Origin of the sequence: Xylanibacter ruminicola (genome assembly GCF_900107775.1) — a bacterium.
GTDB classification, from domain to species: domain Bacteria; phylum Bacteroidota; class Bacteroidia; order Bacteroidales; family Bacteroidaceae; genus Prevotella; species Prevotella ruminicola_C.
The window spans coordinates 92,276-114,238 of record NZ_FNRF01000001.1; the positions used below are offsets into that span (position 1 = coordinate 92,276).

A 21,963-nucleotide genomic window follows, 5' to 3' on the forward strand; every position below is an offset into this window, starting at 1 on the left:
AAAATTAATAAAATTTGTTGCGTAACGTTATGCCTCGTCGTCGAAGTCCTCGTATTCAAAGTCCTCGATATCTTCGATATCATCCTCGTCGATGTACTCGATATCCTCGTCCTCGCCCTCGTCGGCAAGCTCCTGAGCAAAACGGCTCATATCCTTGTCGCGATGTACCAGCGAATCCTCTGAAGTGATAACGTTAAGTTTGTTGCTTTCGGCATTCAGTTCGTTCCAAAGCACATCCTTGAGTTCGTCGAGACCATAGCCCGTTACGGCCGAAATAAATACCACAGGCAGATCCTGAGGTAAGGTTTCCTTCAGCATCTCAACCAACTCCTCATCAAGCAGGTCGCACTTGGTAACGGCCAATACACGATGCTTGTCGAGCATTTCGGGATTAAACTGCTGGAGCTCGTTGAGCAGAATCTCATACTCACGCTTGATATCATCGGTATCACCTGGTACCATGAACAGCAGGAGCGAGTTGCGCTCAATATGTCGCAAGAATCTAAGTCCCAAGCCCTTACCTTCAGAGGCACCTTCGATAATACCAGGAATATCGGCCATCACAAACGACTTATTGTCGCGATAACCTACGATACCCAACGAGGGCTCCATGGTAGTAAAGGGGTAATTGGCAATCTTGGGCTTAGCATTTGAGAGCGATGAGACCAAGGTAGATTTTCCTGCATTAGGAAAACCTACCAAGCCCACATCAGCTAAAAGTTTCAATTCAAGAATAATGGTCATCTCCTGCATGGGCTCACCAGGCTGCGCATAACGGGGCGCCTGATTGGTGGCTGTGCGGAACTGGAAATTACCCAATCCGCCACGACCGCCCTTGAGCAGCATGACTTCCTGACCATCGTATGTAACATCGCAGACGTACTTACCGGTTTCGGCATTATACACCACGGTGCCACAAGGCACATCAATGTAAACATCCTTTCCGTCGGTACCATGACACTTGTCGCGACCGCCATTTCCACCGTGCTCGGCAAAAATATGGCGCTCGTACTTTAAGTGGAGCAAAGTCCAGTAGTTATGGTTTCCACGCAGAATAATGCTTCCGCCTTTTCCACCATCACCACCATCAGGACCGCCATTAGGGTTATACTTTACATGGCGCAAGTGCATACTGCCTTTACCACCCTTTCCAGAGCGGCAGTAAATCTTTACGTAGTCTACGAAATTACTCTCCATTTAGATATTGTCAATAACCTGGCAAATGTCTGCAAAAATTCGGTCGAGCTCACCCAGACCGTCGATGTGATAGTGAACACCCTCCTGCTTGTACCACTCGATAAGTGGCATAGTCTGAGAGTGGTAAACCACGAGACGCTTCTTGATGGTCTCCTCATTATCGTCGGCACGGCCGCTCTGCTGACCACGCAGAATGAGGCGCTTCATCAGTTCGTCCTCGGGAACATCAAGTTCGATCATAGCAGCAACCTTGTCGCCACGCTCGTCGAGCATCTTCTTCAGGGCCTCGGCCTGTGGGATAGTACGGGGGAAACCATCGAAGATAACACCCTTGCTATCACGTCCGAAGCTATCGTAAACCGAAGCGAGAATGCTTACCATCAGATCGTCGGGGATCAGCTGTCCCTTCTCGATATAGCTGGCAGCAGTCTTACCCAGCTCGGTACCATTCTTAATTTCACCACGAAGTACATCACCAGTTGAAATGTGGTTCAAACCGTACTTCTCAATCATCTTATCACTCTGTGTTCCCTTACCTGAACCGGGAGCACCAAAAATAACGATATTCTTCATTATCCTGATATTTAGTTTAATTTAAGTTACTTACTCGATAATGGTGTACACATCTTTCAGTCCGCGGCCCTGCTGATCGTAGTCAAGTCCGTAACCAAGAATAAAGTCATCGGGGATACTGAAGGCTACATACTCGGGGTTAATCTTCTCCTTCAGCTTGCTGGGCTTGAAGAAAAGGGTGCAGATATGAATAGATGCGGGATTACGTGTGCCTAACGACTCAATCATCTGCTTCATGGTGAGTCCGCTCTCCACGATATCCTCTACAATAATCACCGTACGGTTGGTCAAGTCTTCGTTGATACCGAACACCTCCTTGATTTTACCAGTAGAAGTGGTACCCTGATAAGAGGCCAGCTTCACAAACGAAATCTCACAAGGGATGGTCATCTCGCGCATCAGATCGGCGGCAAACATAAAAGCGCCATTCAGCACACCTAACAACAGAGGATTCTTGCCCTCCATATCCTTACTAATCTGCTGTGCAACAGCCTTTACACGCTCCTTTATCTCAGCCTCCGTAATGGAGATCTTGAACGACTTGTCCTTTATCTTTACGATACTCATACGCTGAAAGAATTAAAAATTTGTGCAAAATTACAAAAAATCTGCCAAACTCTATCATTCATTAGCAATTTTTTCGTATTTTTGCACCATTATGAAGATATTCACGAGCGCACAAGTCCACGAATTGGACAAATACACCATAGAGAACGAGCCCATTAAGTCGGTCGACCTGATGGAGCGTGCCGCTAAAGCTCTGACCCAAGCTATCGCCGACAGCTGGGGTTATACCACGCCCGTCATCATATTCGCAGGCCCAGGCAATAATGGCGGTGACGCACTGGCCGTTGCCCGTATGCTGATTGACAAGAACTACGAAGTAACAGCCTACCTTTTTAATATATCAGGCCATCTCTCGGAAGACTGCATGATAAACAAGAAGCGTTTGATTGAGAAACGCTCGAAAGCACTGATCGAGGTAACGCAGGAGTTTGAGCCTCCGCAGTTAGAGGAGGGTATGCTGGTGGTTGACGGACTGTTCGGTTCTGGTCTTAACAAGCCGTTGGCCGGTGGTTTCTCGTCGCTCGTGAAATACATCAACGCCTCGCCCGCTCAGGTGGTAAGTATCGATGTGCCATCGGGACTGATGACCGAAGACAACACTTACAATGTAAGAGCCAACATTATCCGTGCCGATATGACGCTGACACTGCAGTTGCCAAAGCTGTCGTTCCTGTTCCCCGAGAATCAGGTATTCATCGGCAAGCTGAAGGTGCTGGATATCCGACTGAGCAAACAAGGCATAGAGAAGATTGATGCCAACTACACGCTGCTGGAGGAGAACGACGTGCGACCACGTCTGCTGAAGCGCGACCCGTTTACCCACAAAGGCAAGATGGGTAACGCCCTGATTATTGCCGGCAGCTACGGTATGGCAGGTGCTTCGGTGCTGGCCACCAAAGCATGTTTGCGCGTAGGTGTAGGAAAGGTCACTACCCACACACCCAAACGAAACTGCAACATTCTGCAAGTAAGTGTACCCGAAGCCATTATACAGTTCGACAGAGAGGAAACCACTTTCTCGGAGGCTGTTGATACCGAAGACTTTAACGCACTGGGCATTGGTCCTGGCTTGGGAACCAGCGAGCAAACGGCAATAGCCATCATTGCACAGCTACGCCGCAGTCAGTGCCCCACAGTGGTAGATGCCGACGCCATTAATATTCTGGCCAGTCATCGCGCATGGCTGCAGCAACTGCCCAAGGGTATCATCATGACCCCCCACCCCAAGGAATTCGACCGTTTGGAAGGTCATTCGGGCGATAGCTTTGAACGTCTGATGAAGGCGCGCGATCTGGCTGAGCGCCTGCAGGCCTACATCGTACTGAAAGGTCATCACACCTCGTTATGCCTGCCCGACGGTCATATCATCTTTAACTCTACTGGTAATGCCGGTATGGCTACTGCCGGTAGCGGCGACGTGCTAACAGGTATCATCACTGGACTGCTGGCTCGTGGCTATAATCAAGAAAACGCATGTATTGTAGGTATGTATCTGCACGGACTGGCTGGCGACATTGCAGCTCGCGAACTGGGCGAGGAAAGCGTAATAGCCAGCGATTTGATTCAGAACTTGCCTTATGCATTTAAACGACTTAATGAATGAAATTATTTAGCACTTTATTGATAGCCTTTACATTAGGCACTGCCAGTTCGCTGGCACAAACCGTAATCAGTTCGTACAAACCTGGTGTTACCAGCGAGGGCGCCGTATATTATCTGCCCAAAACAGCTATCCGCGTTACCATACAGGTGGAGAAGAGCACCTATACCCCAGGTGAATTCTGCAGGTATTCGGAGAAATTTCTGCGTATGAAAGATGTGCCTGCCAGCGCATCTACCAAGTATCGTATCCTGTCGGTAAAGCAGGAGGCATTTGCTGTGGCCGACACTTCGAAGTGTTACGCTGTGAAATTCGATGCCAAGACTGTGGCCTGCAACGTACGCCTGAACGACGAGGGTATCCTGCTGGCCATCAACACCGATGCCAAACAACAGCCTAAGAGCACCCCCGCCCCTGCGCAGCAGATTCGTCCCTTAAAGAAATCGCCCAAATCGTACTTGAACGAAGAGATTCTCTCGGCAGGTAGCACCGCCAAGATGGCCGAGCTTACTGCTCAGGAGATTTACGAGATACGTGAGAGCAAAAGCATGCTGGCCAAGGGGCAGGCTGACTTCATGCCTAAGGATGGCGAGCAATTGAAACTGATGCTGGAGGAGCTGAACACCCAGAACGAGGCGCTCACCAGTCTGTTTGTCGGAACCACCGAGAACGACACCACCACACATACGTTTACCTACGTGGTTGACAAACCAACGAAACGCGATGTACTGTTCCGTGTTTCACCCGATTACGGAGTGGTTGACAGCGACGATTTGTCGGGTACACCTTATTATATTAATATAGAGGACCTGAAAACGGTTGACGAACCTGCGCCCGTAGATCCCAAGAAAGCTGCCAAGCCGCTGCAGTCGGGCATCTATGTAAACATCCCTGGTAAATTGCGCTCAACCATCTTCGATGCTAAGAATCAGATTGTTAGCAGCGAGTTTCCAGCAGCCCAGTTCGGCAATGTAGAGTTGTTGAGCGGCGTGTTGTTCAACAAGAAATACACCACACGCCTGCTTCTCAACACCTTGACAGGTACTGTAGAGAAGTTGGAAGCCGAGCAACCTAAGAAATAAGATTTACAAGAAGAATAATTCAGGTACTACTTCTCGGAGAAGAGTACCTGAATTAATGTCTGCCCTACTGCCTGTAGGGTATTTCTGTCGATATGTTCCATATCATCGTTAATGGTATGCCAAGTAGGTCCGAACGAACTCTGCTCGCAGTTTGGATAATAAGGAATAATATCGATAGTTGGAATCTTAGCCTTGGTGTTTACCGAGATATGATCGTCGGTAACACCTGTACCCTGCTGCGAGGGGAACATACTGCCGTAACCTACCACCTGAGCAGCACGCCAAACTTTCTCTACGATATGATTAGCATACTGAACAGACATAGTCTCTTTATAGAACTGCGCGCCCTGACCACCTACCATATCGAGCAGGATACCAAAGCGGGCACGATAGCCTTTCTTGTGCAGATTGGTAGACCAATACTGAGCACCAAGTGCCCATGAGTCGCTATCGAAATTATCCTCGTTCCACTGAGGCACGCCCCAGTCTTCGGCATCAAAACAGATAAAATCCACACCAAGCTGCAAGGTATCCTTAGAAAGCAAACGGGCTATCTCCAACATCACAGCCACTCCCGATGCACCATCGTTAGCAGCCATCACGGGTGTTTTCCAGTTGGCCTCGTCAGGGTCGTTATCGGCCCAAGGACGACTGTCCCAGTGGGCACACAGCAAAACACGGTCGGTCAGATCAGGACGATAGCTGGCAATGATATTGGTGCTGTTGAGTGATGTACCATCGTACCCCTTTAGCACAGCTTTCTGCGCGATTACTTCCATACCGAAAGCCTCGAACTTTGAGATAATCCACTTTTCGCAATCGTCGTGTGCCTTGCTGTTCATGGTACGTGGGCCAAAATCGCACTGAGCCTGACAGTACTGATAAGCACTATCGGCACAGAACACAGGACCAACAGGTTGCAACGAAGCCGACTCATCGGTAGTCTGCTTCTTTAAATTACCACAACTGGCCACCAAAAGCACCAGCGATATAACCGCAAAAATATTCTTATTCATGTTTAATATCTAACTTTTTGTACTTCCTCCATCACACGCAGGAAGTTACCACCCCAAATTTTCTGGATGTCGTGCTCGCTGAAGCGACGGGCCAGCAATCTACGGGTAAAATTAATCAGTTCCGACGAATCGGCCAGGCCACGCACTCCGCCGTCACCATCAAAGTCGGTACCAAGCCCCACATGGTCGATACCCATCACATCAATGGCATGCTCTAAATGGGCAATCACATCGTTGATAGTTGCCTCGCCATCCTTCTTCAGGAATCCTTGATAGATGGTTGTCTGTGCTACGCCACCTTTCTGAGCAAGGGCACGCATCTGGTCGTCGGTCAGGTTACGAGGATGATCACAAAGCGCACGTGCCGACGAATGGCTGCACACAATGGGCTTGCTGCTGATTTCGAGTGCCTGATAGAAACTCTCCTCACCAGCATGACTCATATCAACCAGCACACCCAAACGGTTCATCTCCTTGATTACCTGCTCGCCGAAAGCACTCACACCATGATGCGTGTGCTGTGTTTTCGAAGCCGAGTCGCAAATATCGTTATCACCATTATGGCAGAGCGTCATATATACGATACCACGATCCACAAAATGCTGCAGATTCTCCAGCTTACCGTCGATAGCAATACCATTCTCGATGCCAAGCATGATGCTCTTCAAGCCCTGATGCTTGTTCATCCAGAGGTCGCGAGGTGTGTTAGCGATACGCACATAATCGCTGTTCTGACCCACAATCACCTCAATCTGGTCGAAGATGCTATCGGCAAAAGCCGTAGGATTCTCGGTTGGCTGGGGCAGATAAGCCACCATAATGGTAGCATCCTGACGACCTTCGGTCATCTTGTGCAAATCTACGAGAATCTTGGGGTCTCGCTGCTCGAAGTGGATGCCCTGAGGAAAGAACATAGGCGTATCGCAATGGGTATCGAGAGTGAGAACGCGATCGTGAGTGATATGAGCTTCACGGAAACTCTTAGCCTCGTTAACCAACCACTGGAACAAGGGCAGGCCCTCTTCCAAACACTCGGGATGCCACTGCACTCCCAATATCGATTTGAACTCGCTGCTCTCCATCGCTTCGATGACACCATCGGGCGACTTGGCCACAACTCTGAACTTATCGCCAGCTTCGGCCACAGCCTGATGATGGAACGAGTTAACCATCACCTTGGTAGATTTATAAATATCGAACAAACTTGAATCTTCGTCGATAATCACGCTATGTGTAGGTTCCGAACGGTCGGCATCCTGCGAATGCTTGATGGTTGCCACATCGCTGATGTCCTGCGCCACCTTGCCGCCAAATGCTGTAGCAAGCGTCTGGATACCACGACAGATACCCAGCATCGGAATCTGACGGTTGTAGGCCAAGCGGGCAATCAACAATTCGGGCAGATCGCGCTCCTGGTTGATACCATGCAGCTTGGGCGAAGGCTCTTCGCCTGCCCAAAGGGGATTGATATCACTTCCACCACTCAGGATAAGAGCGTCGATATGCTCTAAGGTATTAATGATGACATGCTTATCGGCCACTGGCGGAATAACGACTGGCACACCACCTGCTTCTACTACCGACTGATAATAGCCTCGCCCCAACTTACATGTCAGATCTTCGTAATTACCAGTAATACCAATCACAGGACGCTTCTCAGCTTCTGGGAAGTGGGCATACACATCATTCAGATGCGACTGGAGTTCAAATCTGCTCATAGCTTTTTGTCTTCATCGTCGAGCACGATGGGAATCTCACGTTTCAAACTCTGTTCCAGCGAGATCAATGTTTCGGTAGCCACTACGCCAGGAATCCCCTGCAGCTTGCCATTCAGCAATTCCATCAGTTGCTCGTTGTCCTTAGCATAGAGCTTAACCATCATCGTATAAGGACCAGTAGTGAAGTGACATTCTACAATCTCGGGGATATGCTGCAAACGCTCTACCACCTCTTTATACATCGATCCCTTTTCAAGGGTGATACCCACGTAGGTACAAGTAGAATAACCTAAACTCTTAGGATTAACATCGAAACCACTACCCGTAATCACTTCGGCATCAATCAGGTGCTGAACACGCTGGTGGATAGCAGCTCGCGATACATTACATTCTGCAGCAACATCCTTGAAAGGAATACGTGCATTCTTGGAAAGGATACTCAGAATCTTTTTGTCCAAAAAATCAATTTTTTCCATTTTTTCTCCCTTTAGTTACATTTTGTCAGCAAAATTACGCAAATTAATTGAACAATGCAACTTTTTTGAAGAAAAAATTAAAAAAGTGTGCCACTTTTGTGACACACTTGCTTATTTCTTAGCTTTTTTCGACGATTTTGTGGCCTTTGCTGGCGCAGGTTTGTCGCCTACGATTCCAACAAGCTCAATATCGAAAATCAACGCGCTGTAAGGTTTTATTTGACCGGCATCGCGACTACCGTAAGCCAGTTCAAAGGGGATGTAAACCTGCCACTTTGAACCTACAGGCATCATGGTAAGTGCCTCGGTCCAGCCCTTGATCACATCTGTTGGACGGAACTCTGTGGGCTCGTCGCCATGATTTATTGAGGCATCGAATACAGTACCGTCGATCAGACGACCCTCGTAATGCACCTGCACCTTATCGCTGGTGGTAGGCACAGCTCCTGTACCCTGAGTAAGCACCTTGTATTGGAGTCCGCTAGGCAGTGTAATCACACCATCCTTCTTAGCGTTCTCGGTCAGGAACTGTCGACCGGCCTCACGGTTAGCACCATAGAGTCGCTCTTCCTTCTCAGCCTTGTTGGCCTCCATTTTATTTCTGAAAATATTCTCGGCAGCATCTACCTTAAAGAAAGTAGTATCCTGCAGCAGGGCATCGGCAAAACCTTTGAAGAAAACACCCGAAACCAACGAGTCGGGAGTACCCTCAAGTTCTTTTGCCACACCAGGCATCATGCGTTCAACCAACTGCTGTGCAATGGTGACGCCCATCATGTAAGCCTTCTCCTGGGGATTATCGAGGTTCTTCGAAACAGTCTCGTTAAAGCCACGTACAAAGTCGGCCATGTAAGCAGTGTCCACCTTCTGCTGGAGCAAGAAGTTAACCAAACCAATTGTGCTGCTCATACCCGCAGTATAGCTGAGAGAGTCGGAACTGGTAGCGAGTTTGAAGGTTTCAACAACAGGAGCCTCCTCTTTTACTACCACCTTCTTTTTCTTGGCAGCATCTACTGTAGATAAAGAAGCACCCGCCACGAGGGCGAGTGCAAATATCAATGACTTCTTCATTGTTACTTCTTAGGATTTACCTCGAGCAACTCGATCTTGAAGATCAGTGCTGAGAAAGGATCGATGTTACGCTGAGCACGCTCGCCGTAAGCCAGCTCCTGAGGAATGTAAACCTCCCAAACAGAACCGGCAGGCATGTGTGTGAGAGCCTCTGTCCAACCCTTGATAACCTGGTTGGCACGGAATGTTGTGGGCTCGCCACGCTTGTATGAGCTATCGAAGATAGTATCGTTGATGAGACGACCCTCGTAGTGTACCTTAACGAGTGAAGTATCGGCGGGGATAGCACCTGTACCCTCCTTGATGACCTTGTACTGAACACCGCTAGGCAGAGTTTTTACACCAGCCTTCTTAGCGTTGGCAGCGAGGAACTTCTCACCAGCCTCCTTGTTAGGACCGTAAGTCTTGGCCATCTCTCTAGCCTTGATTTCCTGAATCATGCGCTGAGCAACCTGCTGAGCAGAATCAACAGTCATCAGACCCTTCTTGCCTGTTGTACCACTGATGAAACCTGCCATGAAGTTCTTCAGAGAAATAGTCTTTGTAGAGTCGTCACCGAATACCTCGTGGTTGATACCCTTAATCATACGGTTAGCAATCTGCTGACCAATCTGGATACCAGCATAGTAAGCGGCCTTCTTCTTGTTGTCGCCAGCGTTAGCACCCTCCTGCAGACCCTTGATAAACTCGGCCATGTAAGCGGTATCAACATCCAGACTTCCTACGAGATACTCCTTCAAGCCCTGAGTCTGAGCCATACCGATGGCGTAGCTCATAGTGTCTACGTCTGTCTTCAGACTTGCTTTAGGGGTAGAGTTGCCACATGCGGTAAAACCGGCAGCAGCAATAGCCATAACGGCTACGATTGATAATTTTTTCATTGCTTTCTGTTATTATTTTAAACTACTTGTATTAACTCAACATCGAAAATGAGAGCTGCGAATGGAGGAATAGAGGCACCTGCACCACCCTCGCCATAAGCCAGACGGTAAGGAATGAAGAAACGATACTTGGCACCCTCCTGCATGAGCTGCAATCCCTCGGTCCAACCAGCGATAACCTGCTGCAGTGGGAATGTAGCGGGCTCACCACGCTGGTATGAGCTATCGAATACGGTACCATCGATGAGGGTACCCTCGTAGTGGCACTGTACGGTATCCTTAGCGGTTGGCTTCTTACCATTACCCTCTTTCAGTACCTGATACTGCAGTCCGCTAGGAAGTGTAACCACCTCAGCCTTCTTGCCATTCTCGGCGAGGAACTTCTCGCCAGCCTCCTTATGTGCCTTTCCCTTCTCGGCACGCTCAGCCTGGAGCTTCTGCTCCTGCTTCTGGAAATAGTCCTGTACGATTGTCTGAGCCTCACGGTGTGAAACCTTCAGCTCGTTGCCTTTCAACACGTCGTTGATAGCCTGTGCAAAGTCCTCGGCACTGATATTGTCAGCACCCATCTGAGCCAACTGCTGACCGATGCCCAGACCTAAAGCATAACTTAATTTATCCATTCTCTATTTATTAATAATGTGTAACGTCTAAAAAACGGCTGCAAAGTTACACTTTTTTTCTTATTCCGATGCATTATAATTGCTAAAATTTCTTTTTTATATCAGAAAAGTTGTATTTTTGCAACATCAAACTTAAAAATCATTCTTATGAAAAAGATTGTTGTCTTAACTGGTGCAGGTATGTCGGTAGAAAGTGGACTGAAGACTTTCCGCGATGCCGATGGTTTGTGGGAGAATTATCCCGTACAGAAGGTAGCCACCCACGAGGGTTGGCTGGCCGATCCTACGCTCGTAACAAACTTCTACAATATGCTGCGTAAGAAGTGTTGGAACGTGCAGCCAAACGAGGGACATAAGTTGGTGGCCGAACTTGAGAAAAACTATGACGTAACGGTTGTAACGCAGAATGTTGACAACCTGCACGAGATGGCAGGCTCAAGTAAGGTGATTCACCTGCATGGCGAACTGATGAAGGTTTGTTCGAGTCGCGATGTGGACGACCCACGCTACCAGATTCAGCTTACACCCGACAACTGCGAGATAGAACCAGGCACAAAGGCTGGCGACGGCTCGTTACTGCGTCCGTTTATCGTATTCTTTGGCGAAGCGGTACCTAACATCACGATAGCAGCCGAAGAGGTACAGGTGGCCGACATCCTGATTATCATCGGCACCTCGCTGGTGGTTTATCCTGCCGCAGGACTGCTGCATTATGCCAAGCCCGATGCCCCGATATATCTCATCGATCCTAACCCAATAAATGTTGGCGGACGCGTAAAACAGATACAGAAAGGCGCCAGCGAAGGTATGAAGGAACTGATGGAGATACTTTAGTAAAAAAAATAATCCCGCCGGTTTGGCGGGATTTATTTATTGTCCTCTGTCCTTTCGGATGAATTCTATGAGACGTTCTACGGCTTCTTCTTCGGGGATGTTCTTTTCGATACATTCTTTAGCCTTATAGAGCGAAATCTTTCCGCGTCCGGCACCTACATAACCATAGTCGGCATCGGCCATCTCGCCAGGACCATTCACGATACATCCCATGATACCAATCTTCAAGCCAACCATATCCTTGGTGGCAGCTTTAATCTTGGCGATGGTCTCCTGCAGATTGTAGAGCGTACGACCGCAACCTGGACACGAGATATACTCGGTCTTGGTAAACTTGATACGGGCAGCCTGAAGAATTGCATCGGAGAGAGCCTCTCCCTGTCCCTCCAAAAGGAGGGGAGAATTAATCACCAGCTTAGTAGCCTTACGATCGATAAGCAGGGCACCAACAGCCATAGCAGCCTTGAGCTGCAGGGTTTCCCAATCTGGAGCATTCACATCCAGCGTGATGGTATCGTCCTTGATGCTTGCCTCAGCCTTCTCGCGCAGGGCGGTACACTCAGGAATCATATCTACCAGCTTGCGAGCCACAGGGATTTCGCACTCAGGCTCCTCGCTCAATGATACACGGATGGTATCACCGATACCCTCAGTCAGCAGGGCACCAATACCAACGGCACTCTTGATACGACCGTCTTCGCCCTCACCAGCCTCGGTAACACCCAAGTGCAGGGGGTAGTGCATATCTTCCTTATCCATGGTTTTAACCAGTAGGCGCATAGTGGTTACCATCACTACGGTGTTAGAGGCCTTGATACTAATCACTACATCGTTAAAGTTCTCGCGCTTAAAGATACGCAGAAACTCCATGCAGCTCTCAACGATACCCTCGGGGGTGTCGCCGTAACGACTCATGATGCGATCCGACAATGAACCGTGGTTCACGCCGATACGTACTGCCGTGTGATGCTCCTTACAAATATTCAGGAAAGGCACCAGTTGCTTCTCGATCTTCTGCAGCTCGGCTGCATACTCCTCGTCGGTATACTCCAGATGCTTGAACGTACGCCCTGGATCAACGTAGTTGCCAGGGTTGATACGTACCTTCTCACAGTACTGGGCAGCCACATCGGCGGTGTGCGCGGTAAAATGCACATCGGCAACCAACGGTGTATTGTAGCCATCAGCCTTCAACTGGGCCGAAATGTTCTTCATATTCTCTGCCTCACGAGTGCCTTGAGTGGTAAATCGAACCAGTTCGCCACCAGCATCGATAATGCGTTTGGCTTGGGCCACACAGCCCTCGGTATTATTGGTATCTACCGTTCCCATCGACTGGATTCGGATGGGATTCTGGCCACCAATGCCGATACCGCCAACACGGGCTTCGGATGATTGTCTTCTTTTGTACATTAAAGATTAAACATTAAAGATTAAACATTAGTTAGTTTTGAACTGGTATTTAATTGCAGCCAGTTCCTCATTGGCTTTCTCGATCTTGATACGCAGATTGCCTTTGTAAACAGCCAAGCGCTGTGCCAACTCCTGATCGGCCAGAGCCATCATCTCGCAAGCCAGGATAGCTGCGTTCTGAGCGCCGTTAACACCTACTGTAGCAACGGGGATGCCTGGGGGCATCTGGATGATAGAAAGCATGGCATCCAAACCATCGAGCATACCCTTGATGGGCACACCGATAACGGGCAGAGTGGTTGATGCGGCAATCACACCAGGCAGGGCAGCAGCCATACCGGCACCAGCAATAATCACCTTAATGCCACGATCCTTAGCGGTACGTGCAAACTCCTCGACAGCATCGGGGGTGCGGTGAGCCGACAGGGCATTAACCTCGAAAGGTATCTGCATCTCGTCGAGCAACTTAAACGCTTTTTCCATAACGGGCAGATCGCTTGTGCTGCCCATGATAATACTTACTAATGGCTTCATATCATTTACAATTTTACTATTTACAATTTGCCATTTAAAGATACAGCAGACCGAGTACGGAGCACACAAGGCCTACCAAGAACCCAGCCACCACCTGTGCGAGCGAGTGCTGGCGCAATATCATACGGCTGGTGCCTAACATGCCTGCCAGGATGAACACCAGACAGAGCCACCAGATGGGATTAAAGGCAAACAGCTCGCCAAATACAAACAGCGCGCCTGCCACACCACCGATAGCCGAGGTATGGGTTGAAATCTTCCACCACACGTTTACCAAGGCGCACACTATCTGAATGGCCAGCGCGGCCGAAACGATGGTGCCCATAAAGTGCGGTATGTGCAGCATGTCCATAATGTACACGCAGAAGAAGTAGCAGAGAATAGAGATAACGTAAGGCACCATACGACGCTCCTTATGACCAAGTTCAATCAGGTTCCAGCCGTTGTACTTACGATACAGATGAATAAGCACCGTGGGCAACAGGATGGTAAAGAAATACACCAGCGTTAACACCTGGAGCTTGTAGCCCAATGGCATTAAGCTGAGGTAGCTCAGAAAGAAGAGCGACAGCAACCCCACGATAGGCAGGTAGAACGGTGTGAACACCATGCTCATCACCCTTGCCGTTAATATGATATTCTTTTCCCTACTCATTTTCTTAATCTTGCTATAGGAATACCCAACTGTTCGCGATACTTGGCCACGGTGCGGCGAGCAATAGGAAAGCCCTTGGCAGCAAGCTGATCTTTCAGCTGGTCGTCGCTCAGTGGCTTACGTTTGTCTTCGGCATCCACCAAGTCGCGCAGGGCGGCTTTAATCTGTCGGGTGCTCAACTCCTCGCCACTCTCGGTTACGTAGCCGTCGCTGAAGAAGTGGCGCAAGGGGAAGGTGCCCCAACGTGTTTGAGCGTATTTTGAATTGCTTACACGCGAGATGGTAGATATATCGAGTCCGGCCTTTTCGGCCACGTCTTTCAGAATCATGGGTCGCAGCGAGGCCTCGTCGCCATCCAGAAAGAACTGGCGCTGTAACTGGATGATGGCCCGCATGGTAACCGTGAGTGTGTGGCGACGCACTTTGATGGCCTCGATAAAGCCCTGTGCAGCATCCACCTTTTTTTTGATGTACAACAGCGCCTCCTTGGTCTGACGACTCAGGTGGTCCTTGTTCTGCTGATACTCCTGCATCGAATCAACAAACGATTGCGACACCTTGAGTTCGGGCACCTCGCCGTTGTTCAGCGTAAAGGTGATGGTGCCATCATCCTGGGTATCCACAATAAAGTCGGGGGTTATCTGCTGCATGCTGCGCCCCACGGTTTCGCCAAGCGATGCACCTGGACGTGGATTCAACTTGCGCAGTTCGCGGAACAGGGCCTCGGCCTGCATGCCGTTCAACTGCAAGTCAGTCTGGATCTTATCCCAATGCTTGCGGGTGAACGCCTCAAAATAATGGTTGATAACACGCTCCATCAAGTCGCGTAAGCGCGATGGATCGCGACGCTCAATCTGCAGCAGCAGACACTCCTGGAGCGAGCGGGCACCAATACCAGCGGGGTCGAAAGCCTGTAGCATCAGCAGTACATGTTCAATCTCTTTTTCAGTAGCATCGATGTTATGGTAGATGGCCAGCTCGTCGCTAACAATCGAGAGGTCTTTTCGCAGCAATCCGTCGTCGTCGAGCGAGCCAATCAGATATTCCAGAATATCACGTTCCTTATCAGTCAGGTCGAGTTCGCCCACCTGCTCTTTCAGTTGGTCGTAGAACGATTCGGTTTCGCCGTACACCATTTCTTCGCGTTCCTCGGCATACGAACTGCCACTTTGGTACACGGGCAGGTCTTCATCATCGCGACCGATACCGCTCAGAGCCTCGTCGAGTGCGCTCTGACGTTCCTCGCGTTCGCTGGCAGCCTCAAAATCCTCGTTGGCATCGGCATCACCGCCACCGCCAAAGTCGGCCTCTTCGGCAGCCATCGCATCATCGTCGTAGGGCTGTTCGCTCTCCAGGGCTGGGTTATCGTTCATTTCGGTGTTGATACGGTCAATCAGCTGCGTCACTGGCAATTCTATCAGCGACGATTGTAACAACTGCTGCTGGGAGAATGTCTGTCCCAGTTTCTGCAGTTGCTGCTGTTCCTGTATCTGTGTATTCTTAATGCTCAATGTTCAAAGTTCAATGTTCAATGTTCAAAGTAGTCTTTCAGCTGTTCGGCATACGAAGCCAACTCCTGCGGCTCGCTGTTACCAAAGCGGCGCCATACCTGCTGACAGGCCAATACCAAGTTTCCCTTCATCTCGTCCTTGCGATTCAGATATGGGTCGCAGTGCTGGAAAGCCTCCATCACATCTACCACCTCCTGGGGCTTCAGCTTCATCATCTTGGCCAATGCCTGCACCTCGGGGGTCTCAGGCACCATCGTGATGGGTGTTAAGCGGAAGTACTCATCCAGTATCAGCACCAACATCATTGGCGTTAGCGTGGTATCATCGGCTATGGGCTTAAACTCCTTCTCGAAACTCTCAATTGTCTCCACCCCCTCGTAAAACTCCAGGGCGTTGTTGAATCCCCACATTTCGCGCAACAGGTTTACGGCCCGTTTCAGCTTACGCGGGTTCTGTCCGTACACCTCCCAGATATGTTCGATGCGCGGAGTTTCGAGGTTGGCTATCTGACACATTTTATTGAAGAGCTGCTGGGGTGCGATATGCAACTCCAGACTCAAATCAACCATTGCCTTGCTGTACATGGGCTTTATGCCAGTGGGTTTTTGTAAGTACAACTGCATGAGCAGTAGCCAGTATTCATCCTGCCATTTTGAGTTTTTTGCCATATTATGCGCTATTTTTTTGCAAAAATAGTGATTTTTTTGTATATTTGCACCGAAAAGGAGAAAAAACTATGAGAAAAGTGGTATTATTTGCCCTTTGGGCACTGTCGGTAGCCTCAGTGTATGGTCAAAACGTTCGCGAAACACTGAAACGCGATTTTCTGAAGGCTGGCAGTAACTACTATGCTTACCAGGGGCCAACACGCGAACTAACACCTCCGCCTTCGGGCGAGAAGCCGTTTTACATCAGTAGCTATTCGCGCCACGGGTCGCGTTACCTCATCAAGGCCGAAGAGTACGACAACCCATATCAGGTACTGCTTAAAGCCGACAGCTTGGGCAAGCTTACCGAGTTGGGGCAGAAGGCTCTGCGACTACTCGGCTACCTGCGCCACGATGCGAGTGGCCGATATGGCGACCTGACACCCTTGGGAGCCGTGCAGCACCAGCAGATAGCCCAGCGCATGTACGACCGTTTTCCTGAGGTATTCGAGGGTCGCTCAGTTGTCGAGGCCAAGAGCACGGTGGTTATCCGTTGTATCCTGTCGATGCAGCACGAGTTGTTGCAGCTGGCCAAGAACAATCCCAAGCTGATATTTAATACCGATGCCTCGCAGCACGATATGTACTACATGAACATGCAGGACTCGGTACTGTACAAGCAGCGTTACTCAAAGAAGACCCAGCAGGTCTATAGCGATTTCTGCGCCAAGTACGCTATTCACAAGCCAGCCATGGGCAAGATGTTTAACGATTCGGTTTACTTTAACAACGAGGTGGACGCCTACGAGCTTAACAAGGCTATTTTCAAGATAGCTTCGAGCGTTCAAGGCACCGAGATGCGCGAACTGTTCAGTTTGTTCGACATCTACACCCCCGATGAGCTGTATAACAACTGGCTGCAGGCCAATGCCTTCTGGTACCTCAGCTTTGGAAGCAATCCCTACAACGGCGGCAAACAGCCGTTTACCCAGCGCCGCCTGCTGCAGCGTATCATCGAGGATGCCGATAGCTGTATTATCCGCCCTCACCCGGGTGCCACGCTACGTTTCGGACACGAGACGATTATTCTGCCGCTAACCTGCCTGTTGGATCTTAATGGCTACGGCCGCGCGATTCGCGATCTGGACCGTTTGGATATCGACGGCTGGATTAACTTCGAGGTGTTCCCCATGGCAGCCAACATCCAGTTTGTGTTCTATCGTAAGGACGAGAACGATCTTGACATTATCTTTAAAGTGCTACTTAACGAGAACGAGGCTACGCTGCCCATACCAACCGATATAGCACCTTACTACCACTATCGCGATTTCCGCGAACACTACATGAAGAAAATAAACGATTACGAACTGAAGTTAGCCAAGTCTAAACGCTAACATCAGGTTTCCACAATACAACGTGCCCCTCGTAAAGCGATGCGGGCACGTTTATGATGCGTTGGTTTGATGAGCCACGGAACAGCAGGTCGGGGTCTTTTAGTCGCTCGATAAAAGGTCCGTCAACCAGCACATCGATATTCTCGAGCAGTTCACGCTGATCTTCCTGTATCAGACTTTCAAACGTAAAGCCTGTAAAGCACCAGATATCCTTATTGGTTTGCTGGTGTATAGCGCGTGCCAACTCAGCAAAGCCGGCAGCCTGATACATCGGGTCGCCACCCGAGAAGGTTACGTTGGCAAAGGGGTCGGCCACGATAATCTTCATCAGCTGCTGTGTGGTCATCTCGCGGCCACCATCAAACGCCCACGACTGCGGGTTATGGCAGCCTGGGCACTGATGATTGCATCCAGCACAATAGATGGACGTCCGGAACCCCGGCCCGTCCACCATTGTATCTTCTATGATATCGAGAACTCGAATCACTTTTTATTCCTCAAAGAGTTCCTGATCCTGTGCGCTGTGGTCGATGTGGGTTACACGATCGTTCAGCTCGGCCAGTTTACCGCTGTTCCAACGATCGGTAGTACCTACCAGATAGCCGGTAATACGCTGCAACTTATCTATGTTCTGGCTGCCGCACTTAGGACACTTCTCCAGATGGTCGTCGGCATTCTCGTAGCCGCAGTCCATACAGCGGTTGCGGTTGTGGTTCACACTGCCGTAACCCATATTCAGCTGGTCCATCATATCCACCACGCTCATAATCACCTGTGGGTTGTGGGTAGCATCACCGTCGATCTCAACGTAGAAGATATGACCTCCACGAGTCAGGTCGTGGTAAGGCGCCTCAATCTCGGCCTTATGGCGTGCGCTACATTTATAATATACGGGCACGTGGTTAGAGTTGGTATAGTAATCGCGATCGGTTACGCCTGGCACGACACCAAACTCCTTACGGTCCTTCTTGGTAAACTTTCCGCTCAACCCCTCGGCTGGTGTGGCCAGTACCGAGTAGTTGTGGTGGTAGCGCTCGCAGAACTCATTAGCACGGTCGCGCATGTAAGTAACAATCTTCACACCCAGTGCCTGTGCCTCTTCGCTCTCGCCGTGGTGCTTACCTATCAGGGCTACCAAGCACTCTGCCAATCCGATAAAGCCAATACCCAGTGTACCCTGGTTAATCACGCTTTCAATGCTGTCCATAGGCTTCAGCTTGTCGGCGCCAATCCACAGGCACTGCATCAGCAGGGGGAACTGCTTGGCAAAGGCGGTCTTCTGGAACTGGAATCGGTCGTCAAGCTGCTTGGCGGTAATCTCCAGCATCTGATCCAGCTTGGCAAAGAACATGTCGATACGCTTCTGCTCGTCCTGCTCCTCGCGGCACTCCAGGGCCAGCTTTACGATGTTGATGGTTGAGAAGCTCAGGTTACCACGACCGATACTGGTCTTGGGTCCGAATCGGTTCTCGAACACACGTGTGCGGCATCCCATCGTAGCCACCTCGTGCACAAAGCGCTTAGGATCGTCGGCACGCCACTCGCTGTCCTGGTTAAAGCTGGCATCCAGGTTCAAGAAGTTAGGGAAGAATCGACGGGCTGTTACCTTACATGCCAACTGATACAGATCGAAGTTGCGATCCTCGGGCAGGTAGTTCACGCCGCGCTTCTTTTTCCAAATCTGAATGGGGAAGATGGCTGTTTCGCCGTTACCCACGCCCTCGTAGGTACTCAGAAGTATCTCGCGCATCACGCAACGGCCCTCGGCACTGGTGTCGGTACCGTAGTTGATACTCGAGAACACCACCTGGTTACCACCACGCGAGTGGATTGTGTTCATATTGTGGATAAATGCCTCCATAGCCTGATGTACACGGGCCACCGTTTTGTTGATGGCATGCTGACGGGCACGATCTCTACCCTCCAAGCCATCCAGAGGGGCCTTCAGATAGTCCATCAAAGGCTCATCGTACAAGTCCTGTAAGCTCTCACCATACAGGTCTTCGAGTGCTTTCAGTTCCTCGATATAGCTCAGGCGCACGAATGGTGCCAGATAAAAGTCGAAGGCTGGAATAGCCTGTCCGCCGTGCATCTCGTTCTGAGCGCACTCCAACGAGATACAAGCCAGTACGCTGGCCGTCTCGATACGCTTGGCAGCACGCGAGGCACCATGTCCGGCAGTAAAACCGTTCTGCAGGATGTTGTCCAATGGGTGCTGCACGCAGGTAAGACTCTTGGTAGGATAGTAATCCTTATCGTGAATGTGCAGATAGTTATGCTCAACGGCATTGCGACTCTCCTCGCTCAGCAGATAATCGTCTACGAATGGCTTGGTTGTTTCGCTGGCAAACTTCATCATCATGCCCGCAGGTGTATCGGCGTTCATGTTGGCGTTTTCGCGCGTCACATCGTTATTCTTAATATTCACGATATCCAGGAACACCTCGCGTGTCTTGGCCTTACGGGCAATCGAGCGCTGGTTACGGTAGGCAATGTACTTCTGAGCCACGTCCTTACGACTCGACTTCATCAGCTCCATCTCCACCAGGTCCTGAATCTCCTCTACCGTCATCTGACTCTCGCCACGCTGGGCAATACGGTCGGTAATCTGGTACAGCAGTCGCTCGTCCTCGCCTTTGTCAGTATGTAACATGGCCTTACGTATGGCGGCCATCACTTTCTGTTCGTTAAATCCCACTATGCGCCCATCGCGCTTCTTTACAGTTTGTATCATGAGGTTTCTAATTATTTATCATTAATTCTTCAATGTCTCGTTAAACGCCAATGCGTACATCTTTATCTGCTTAACCATAGCCAGCAGTCCGTTGCTGCGGGTAGGCGACAGATGCTCTTTCAGTCCTATCTGCTCAATAAAATACAGGTCGGCATCCAGAATCTCCTGTGGCGTATGGTCGCTCAGCACGCGTATCAACAGGGCCACGATACCCTTTACAATCAAGGCATCGCTCTCAGCGCTGAAGTGAATGTTACCATCCACCAGGTCGGCCTGCAACCATACACGACTCTGACAGCCGTCAATCAGGTTCTGTTCTGTTTTATACTTATCGTCCAGCGGCTCCTGCTCATTACCTAAGTCGATGAGTAGCTGATACTTATCCATCCAGTCGTCGAAACCACTGAACTCGTCGATAATCTCGTCTTGTATTTCGTTTATTGTCATAGCGTTTATAATTTGCCTGCAAAGTTACTAAATTTCCCCTATCCCACCAAACATCTCCCGTATTAAATATGGTTAATATTTTGCCCCCATTTTTGTTACGTATTGATAAACAGAATCTTGCCCCGATTCCCTTTAGGTTTCACTGCAAAGTGCACAAAAAAACAGCCCCCAATAAATGTATTCGAGGCTGTACTTTAAAATATATAACCCTACCTTAAGGCGCGACAGTTGTGAAAGCAATGGCTTTGCGACTGGAGCAGGGCGGGGCGATGGGTTATCATCTGGTAGATGGTACCCCAATCGGGCAATGGGCACAGGCCGCTATCGTCGATAAACACATCTACATTCAGTTTGCGCGAGTAGGTGGGATTGCCGGCGGGCGTTTCCTCGGGGTAGTTACAGTTAACAGCATAGAACTCCAAACCGCGCTGGCGGCACCACTCTACGGCCTCCTGGAGCAAACGGCCCTCGCGACAGGTCCATAGTATTAACTGATGGTGGTCGCGGGCAAGCAACTTAAGGGTCTCGATGGCAAAGGGTTTCTCGTTGCCAATGTAAGGGTAACGGTTCTCAACGATGGTACCGTCGAAATCAACTGCAATAATCATCTCTTTATACTTTTATCGTTATTATTTCCGTAGTGCGAGTAGGCATAACGCCCGTAGCGACCATAAAAGCCGTAGCCATAGTAGTAGCCGTGCTTGCGCTTCGACATGTCGATGCCGTTAAGCACCATGCAGGGCTTGGGCAGCTTTTGTTCGGCTGCCAGCGTGTTTACAATCTTAATATCGGTTTTGTGCGTATAGTCGGCACGGCACACATAGCAGCTTACGTGGGCGTAGCGGGCTATCTGCAGCGTGTCGGTAACAAAACCCACAGGGGCGGTATCGATAATGATATAGCCGTATTCCTTACGCAGGATTTTTCTGTGTTGTTATCCTATCATGTTCAGCCCGTTTAATTTTTCCTTTTGGAGTGCAAAGGTACTGA

General features: G+C 49.8%; 22 protein-coding genes and 1 pseudogene. 4 read left to right on the forward strand and 19 right to left on the reverse strand.

The window, feature by feature from the left end; genetic code table 11:
* Positions 1-27 precede the first annotated feature (27 nt).
* From obgE to hpt, 3 genes are read right to left on the reverse strand one after another with little or no spacing between them, the layout of a single operon-like run.
* On the reverse strand, positions 28-1,197 hold the full coding sequence (gene obgE / locus BLU97_RS00320; protein ID WP_013064968.1) for a GTPase ObgE: 1,170 nt from the start codon (positions 1,195-1,197) through the stop codon (positions 28-30).
* Positions 1,198-1,770, reverse strand: a complete 573-nt coding sequence (locus BLU97_RS00325) for an adenylate kinase (protein WP_013063890.1) — start codon at positions 1,768-1,770, stop codon at positions 1,198-1,200.
* A 30-nt stretch (positions 1,771-1,800) separates the two neighbouring features.
* Positions 1,801-2,337 carry a hypoxanthine phosphoribosyltransferase gene (gene hpt / locus BLU97_RS00330; protein WP_013062998.1) on the reverse strand — a complete coding sequence of 179 codons (537 nt, stop codon included), beginning with the start codon at positions 2,335-2,337 and terminating at the stop codon, positions 1,801-1,803.
* A 91-nt stretch (positions 2,338-2,428) separates the two neighbouring features.
* Here hpt and BLU97_RS00335 point away from each other — a divergent pair, with 91 nt between their 5' ends.
* Positions 2,429-3,940, forward strand: a complete 1,512-nt coding sequence (locus BLU97_RS00335) for a bifunctional ADP-dependent NAD(P)H-hydrate dehydratase/NAD(P)H-hydrate epimerase (protein WP_074759748.1) — start codon at positions 2,429-2,431, stop codon at positions 3,938-3,940.
* A complete protein-coding gene (locus tag BLU97_RS00340) occupies positions 3,937-5,019 on the forward strand; it encodes a DUF4831 family protein (RefSeq protein ID WP_074759749.1) in 1,083 nt (360 codons plus the stop codon). The genes BLU97_RS00335 and BLU97_RS00340 overlap by 4 nt, the downstream gene beginning before the upstream one ends.
* Positions 5,020-5,045: 26 nt before the next feature.
* Here BLU97_RS00340 and BLU97_RS00345 read toward each other — a convergent pair whose 3' ends face one another.
* The 6 genes from BLU97_RS00345 to BLU97_RS00370 form a co-directional block, all read right to left on the reverse strand.
* Complete coding sequence (locus BLU97_RS00345; protein ID WP_074759750.1) at positions 5,046-6,035, reverse strand: M28 family peptidase; 990 nt, start codon at positions 6,033-6,035, stop codon at positions 5,046-5,048.
* A gap of 2 nt (positions 6,036-6,037) precedes the next feature.
* Entirely contained in the window at positions 6,038-7,753 is a 1,716-nt protein-coding gene (locus BLU97_RS00350) for a membrane dipeptidase (protein WP_074759751.1), read from the reverse strand.
* A complete protein-coding gene (locus BLU97_RS00355; protein WP_013064402.1) occupies positions 7,750-8,229 on the reverse strand; it encodes an Lrp/AsnC family transcriptional regulator in 480 nt (159 codons plus the stop codon). Before BLU97_RS00355 ends, BLU97_RS00350 begins: the two co-directional genes overlap by 4 nt.
* Positions 8,230-8,340: 111 nt before the next feature.
* The gene (locus tag BLU97_RS00360; RefSeq protein WP_074759752.1) at positions 8,341-9,300 is read right to left on the reverse strand and encodes an FKBP-type peptidyl-prolyl cis-trans isomerase; all 960 of its coding nucleotides are present in this window, start codon (positions 9,298-9,300) and stop codon (positions 8,341-8,343) included.
* Positions 9,301-9,302: 2 nt separating this feature from the next.
* On the reverse strand, positions 9,303-10,181 hold the full coding sequence (locus tag BLU97_RS00365) for an FKBP-type peptidyl-prolyl cis-trans isomerase (RefSeq protein ID WP_073047609.1): 879 nt from the start codon (positions 10,179-10,181) through the stop codon (positions 9,303-9,305).
* 17 nt (positions 10,182-10,198) lie between these two features.
* Positions 10,199-10,804: an FKBP-type peptidyl-prolyl cis-trans isomerase gene (locus BLU97_RS00370; protein ID WP_074759753.1), complete on the reverse strand. Its 606-nt coding sequence runs from the start codon at positions 10,802-10,804 to the stop codon at positions 10,199-10,201.
* Between the two features lie 147 nt (positions 10,805-10,951).
* On the opposite strand from BLU97_RS00370, the gene BLU97_RS00375 reads away from it, so the two are divergent.
* Positions 10,952-11,638 (forward strand): SIR2 family NAD-dependent protein deacylase, encoded by a 687-nt coding sequence (locus tag BLU97_RS00375; RefSeq protein ID WP_074759754.1) that lies wholly within the window; start codon positions 10,952-10,954, stop codon positions 11,636-11,638.
* A gap of 36 nt (positions 11,639-11,674) precedes the next feature.
* Here BLU97_RS00375 and ispG read toward each other — a convergent pair whose 3' ends face one another.
* The 5 genes from ispG to BLU97_RS00400 are packed head-to-tail and all read right to left on the reverse strand — an operon-like array spanning position 11,675 to position 16,419.
* Positions 11,675-13,051, reverse strand: a complete 1,377-nt coding sequence (gene ispG, locus BLU97_RS00380) for a (E)-4-hydroxy-3-methylbut-2-enyl-diphosphate synthase (RefSeq protein ID WP_074759755.1) — start codon at positions 13,049-13,051, stop codon at positions 11,675-11,677.
* A 27-nt stretch (positions 13,052-13,078) separates the two neighbouring features.
* On the reverse strand, positions 13,079-13,585 hold the full coding sequence (gene purE / locus BLU97_RS00385; protein WP_074759756.1) for a 5-(carboxyamino)imidazole ribonucleotide mutase: 507 nt from the start codon (positions 13,583-13,585) through the stop codon (positions 13,079-13,081).
* A 34-nt stretch (positions 13,586-13,619) separates the two neighbouring features.
* Positions 13,620-14,240, reverse strand: a complete 621-nt coding sequence (locus BLU97_RS00390) for a phosphatase PAP2 family protein (protein ID WP_033150472.1) — start codon at positions 14,238-14,240, stop codon at positions 13,620-13,622.
* The gene (rpoN, locus tag BLU97_RS00395; protein ID WP_139208755.1) at positions 14,237-15,745 is read right to left on the reverse strand and encodes an RNA polymerase factor sigma-54; all 1,509 of its coding nucleotides are present in this window, start codon (positions 15,743-15,745) and stop codon (positions 14,237-14,239) included. Before rpoN ends, BLU97_RS00390 begins: the two co-directional genes overlap by 4 nt.
* A gap of 23 nt (positions 15,746-15,768) precedes the next feature.
* The gene (locus BLU97_RS00400) at positions 15,769-16,419 is read right to left on the reverse strand and encodes a hypothetical protein (protein ID WP_074759758.1); all 651 of its coding nucleotides are present in this window, start codon (positions 16,417-16,419) and stop codon (positions 15,769-15,771) included.
* Positions 16,420-16,487: 68 nt separating this feature from the next.
* On the opposite strand from BLU97_RS00400, the gene BLU97_RS00405 reads away from it, so the two are divergent.
* The gene (locus tag BLU97_RS00405) at positions 16,488-17,792 is read left to right on the forward strand and encodes a histidine-type phosphatase (protein WP_074759759.1); all 1,305 of its coding nucleotides are present in this window, start codon (positions 16,488-16,490) and stop codon (positions 17,790-17,792) included.
* Here the strand turns inward: BLU97_RS00405 and nrdG are convergent.
* From nrdG to BLU97_RS00430, 5 genes and pseudogenes are all read right to left on the reverse strand, one after another.
* The gene (gene nrdG / locus BLU97_RS00410) at positions 17,782-18,279 is read right to left on the reverse strand and encodes an anaerobic ribonucleoside-triphosphate reductase activating protein (protein ID WP_013063954.1); all 498 of its coding nucleotides are present in this window, start codon (positions 18,277-18,279) and stop codon (positions 17,782-17,784) included. The genes BLU97_RS00405 and nrdG overlap by 11 nt on opposite strands.
* A 3-nt stretch (positions 18,280-18,282) precedes the next feature.
* Positions 18,283-20,526 (reverse strand): anaerobic ribonucleoside triphosphate reductase, encoded by a 2,244-nt coding sequence (locus BLU97_RS00415; protein WP_074759760.1) that lies wholly within the window; start codon positions 20,524-20,526, stop codon positions 18,283-18,285.
* Between the two features lie 21 nt (positions 20,527-20,547).
* Positions 20,548-20,973, reverse strand: coding sequence for a SufE family protein (locus BLU97_RS00420; RefSeq protein WP_033150467.1), 426 nt, complete (start codon positions 20,971-20,973; stop codon positions 20,548-20,550).
* A gap of 209 nt (positions 20,974-21,182) precedes the next feature.
* The gene (locus BLU97_RS00425) at positions 21,183-21,581 is read right to left on the reverse strand and encodes a BT0820 family HAD-type phosphatase (protein WP_074759761.1); all 399 of its coding nucleotides are present in this window, start codon (positions 21,579-21,581) and stop codon (positions 21,183-21,185) included.
* A pseudogene (locus tag BLU97_RS00430) lies at positions 21,578-21,898 on the reverse strand (capsid assembly protein); the annotation flags it as partial. The pseudogene BLU97_RS00430 and the gene BLU97_RS00425, both read right to left, overlap by 4 nt.
* Positions 21,899-21,963: the final 65 nt, after the last annotated feature.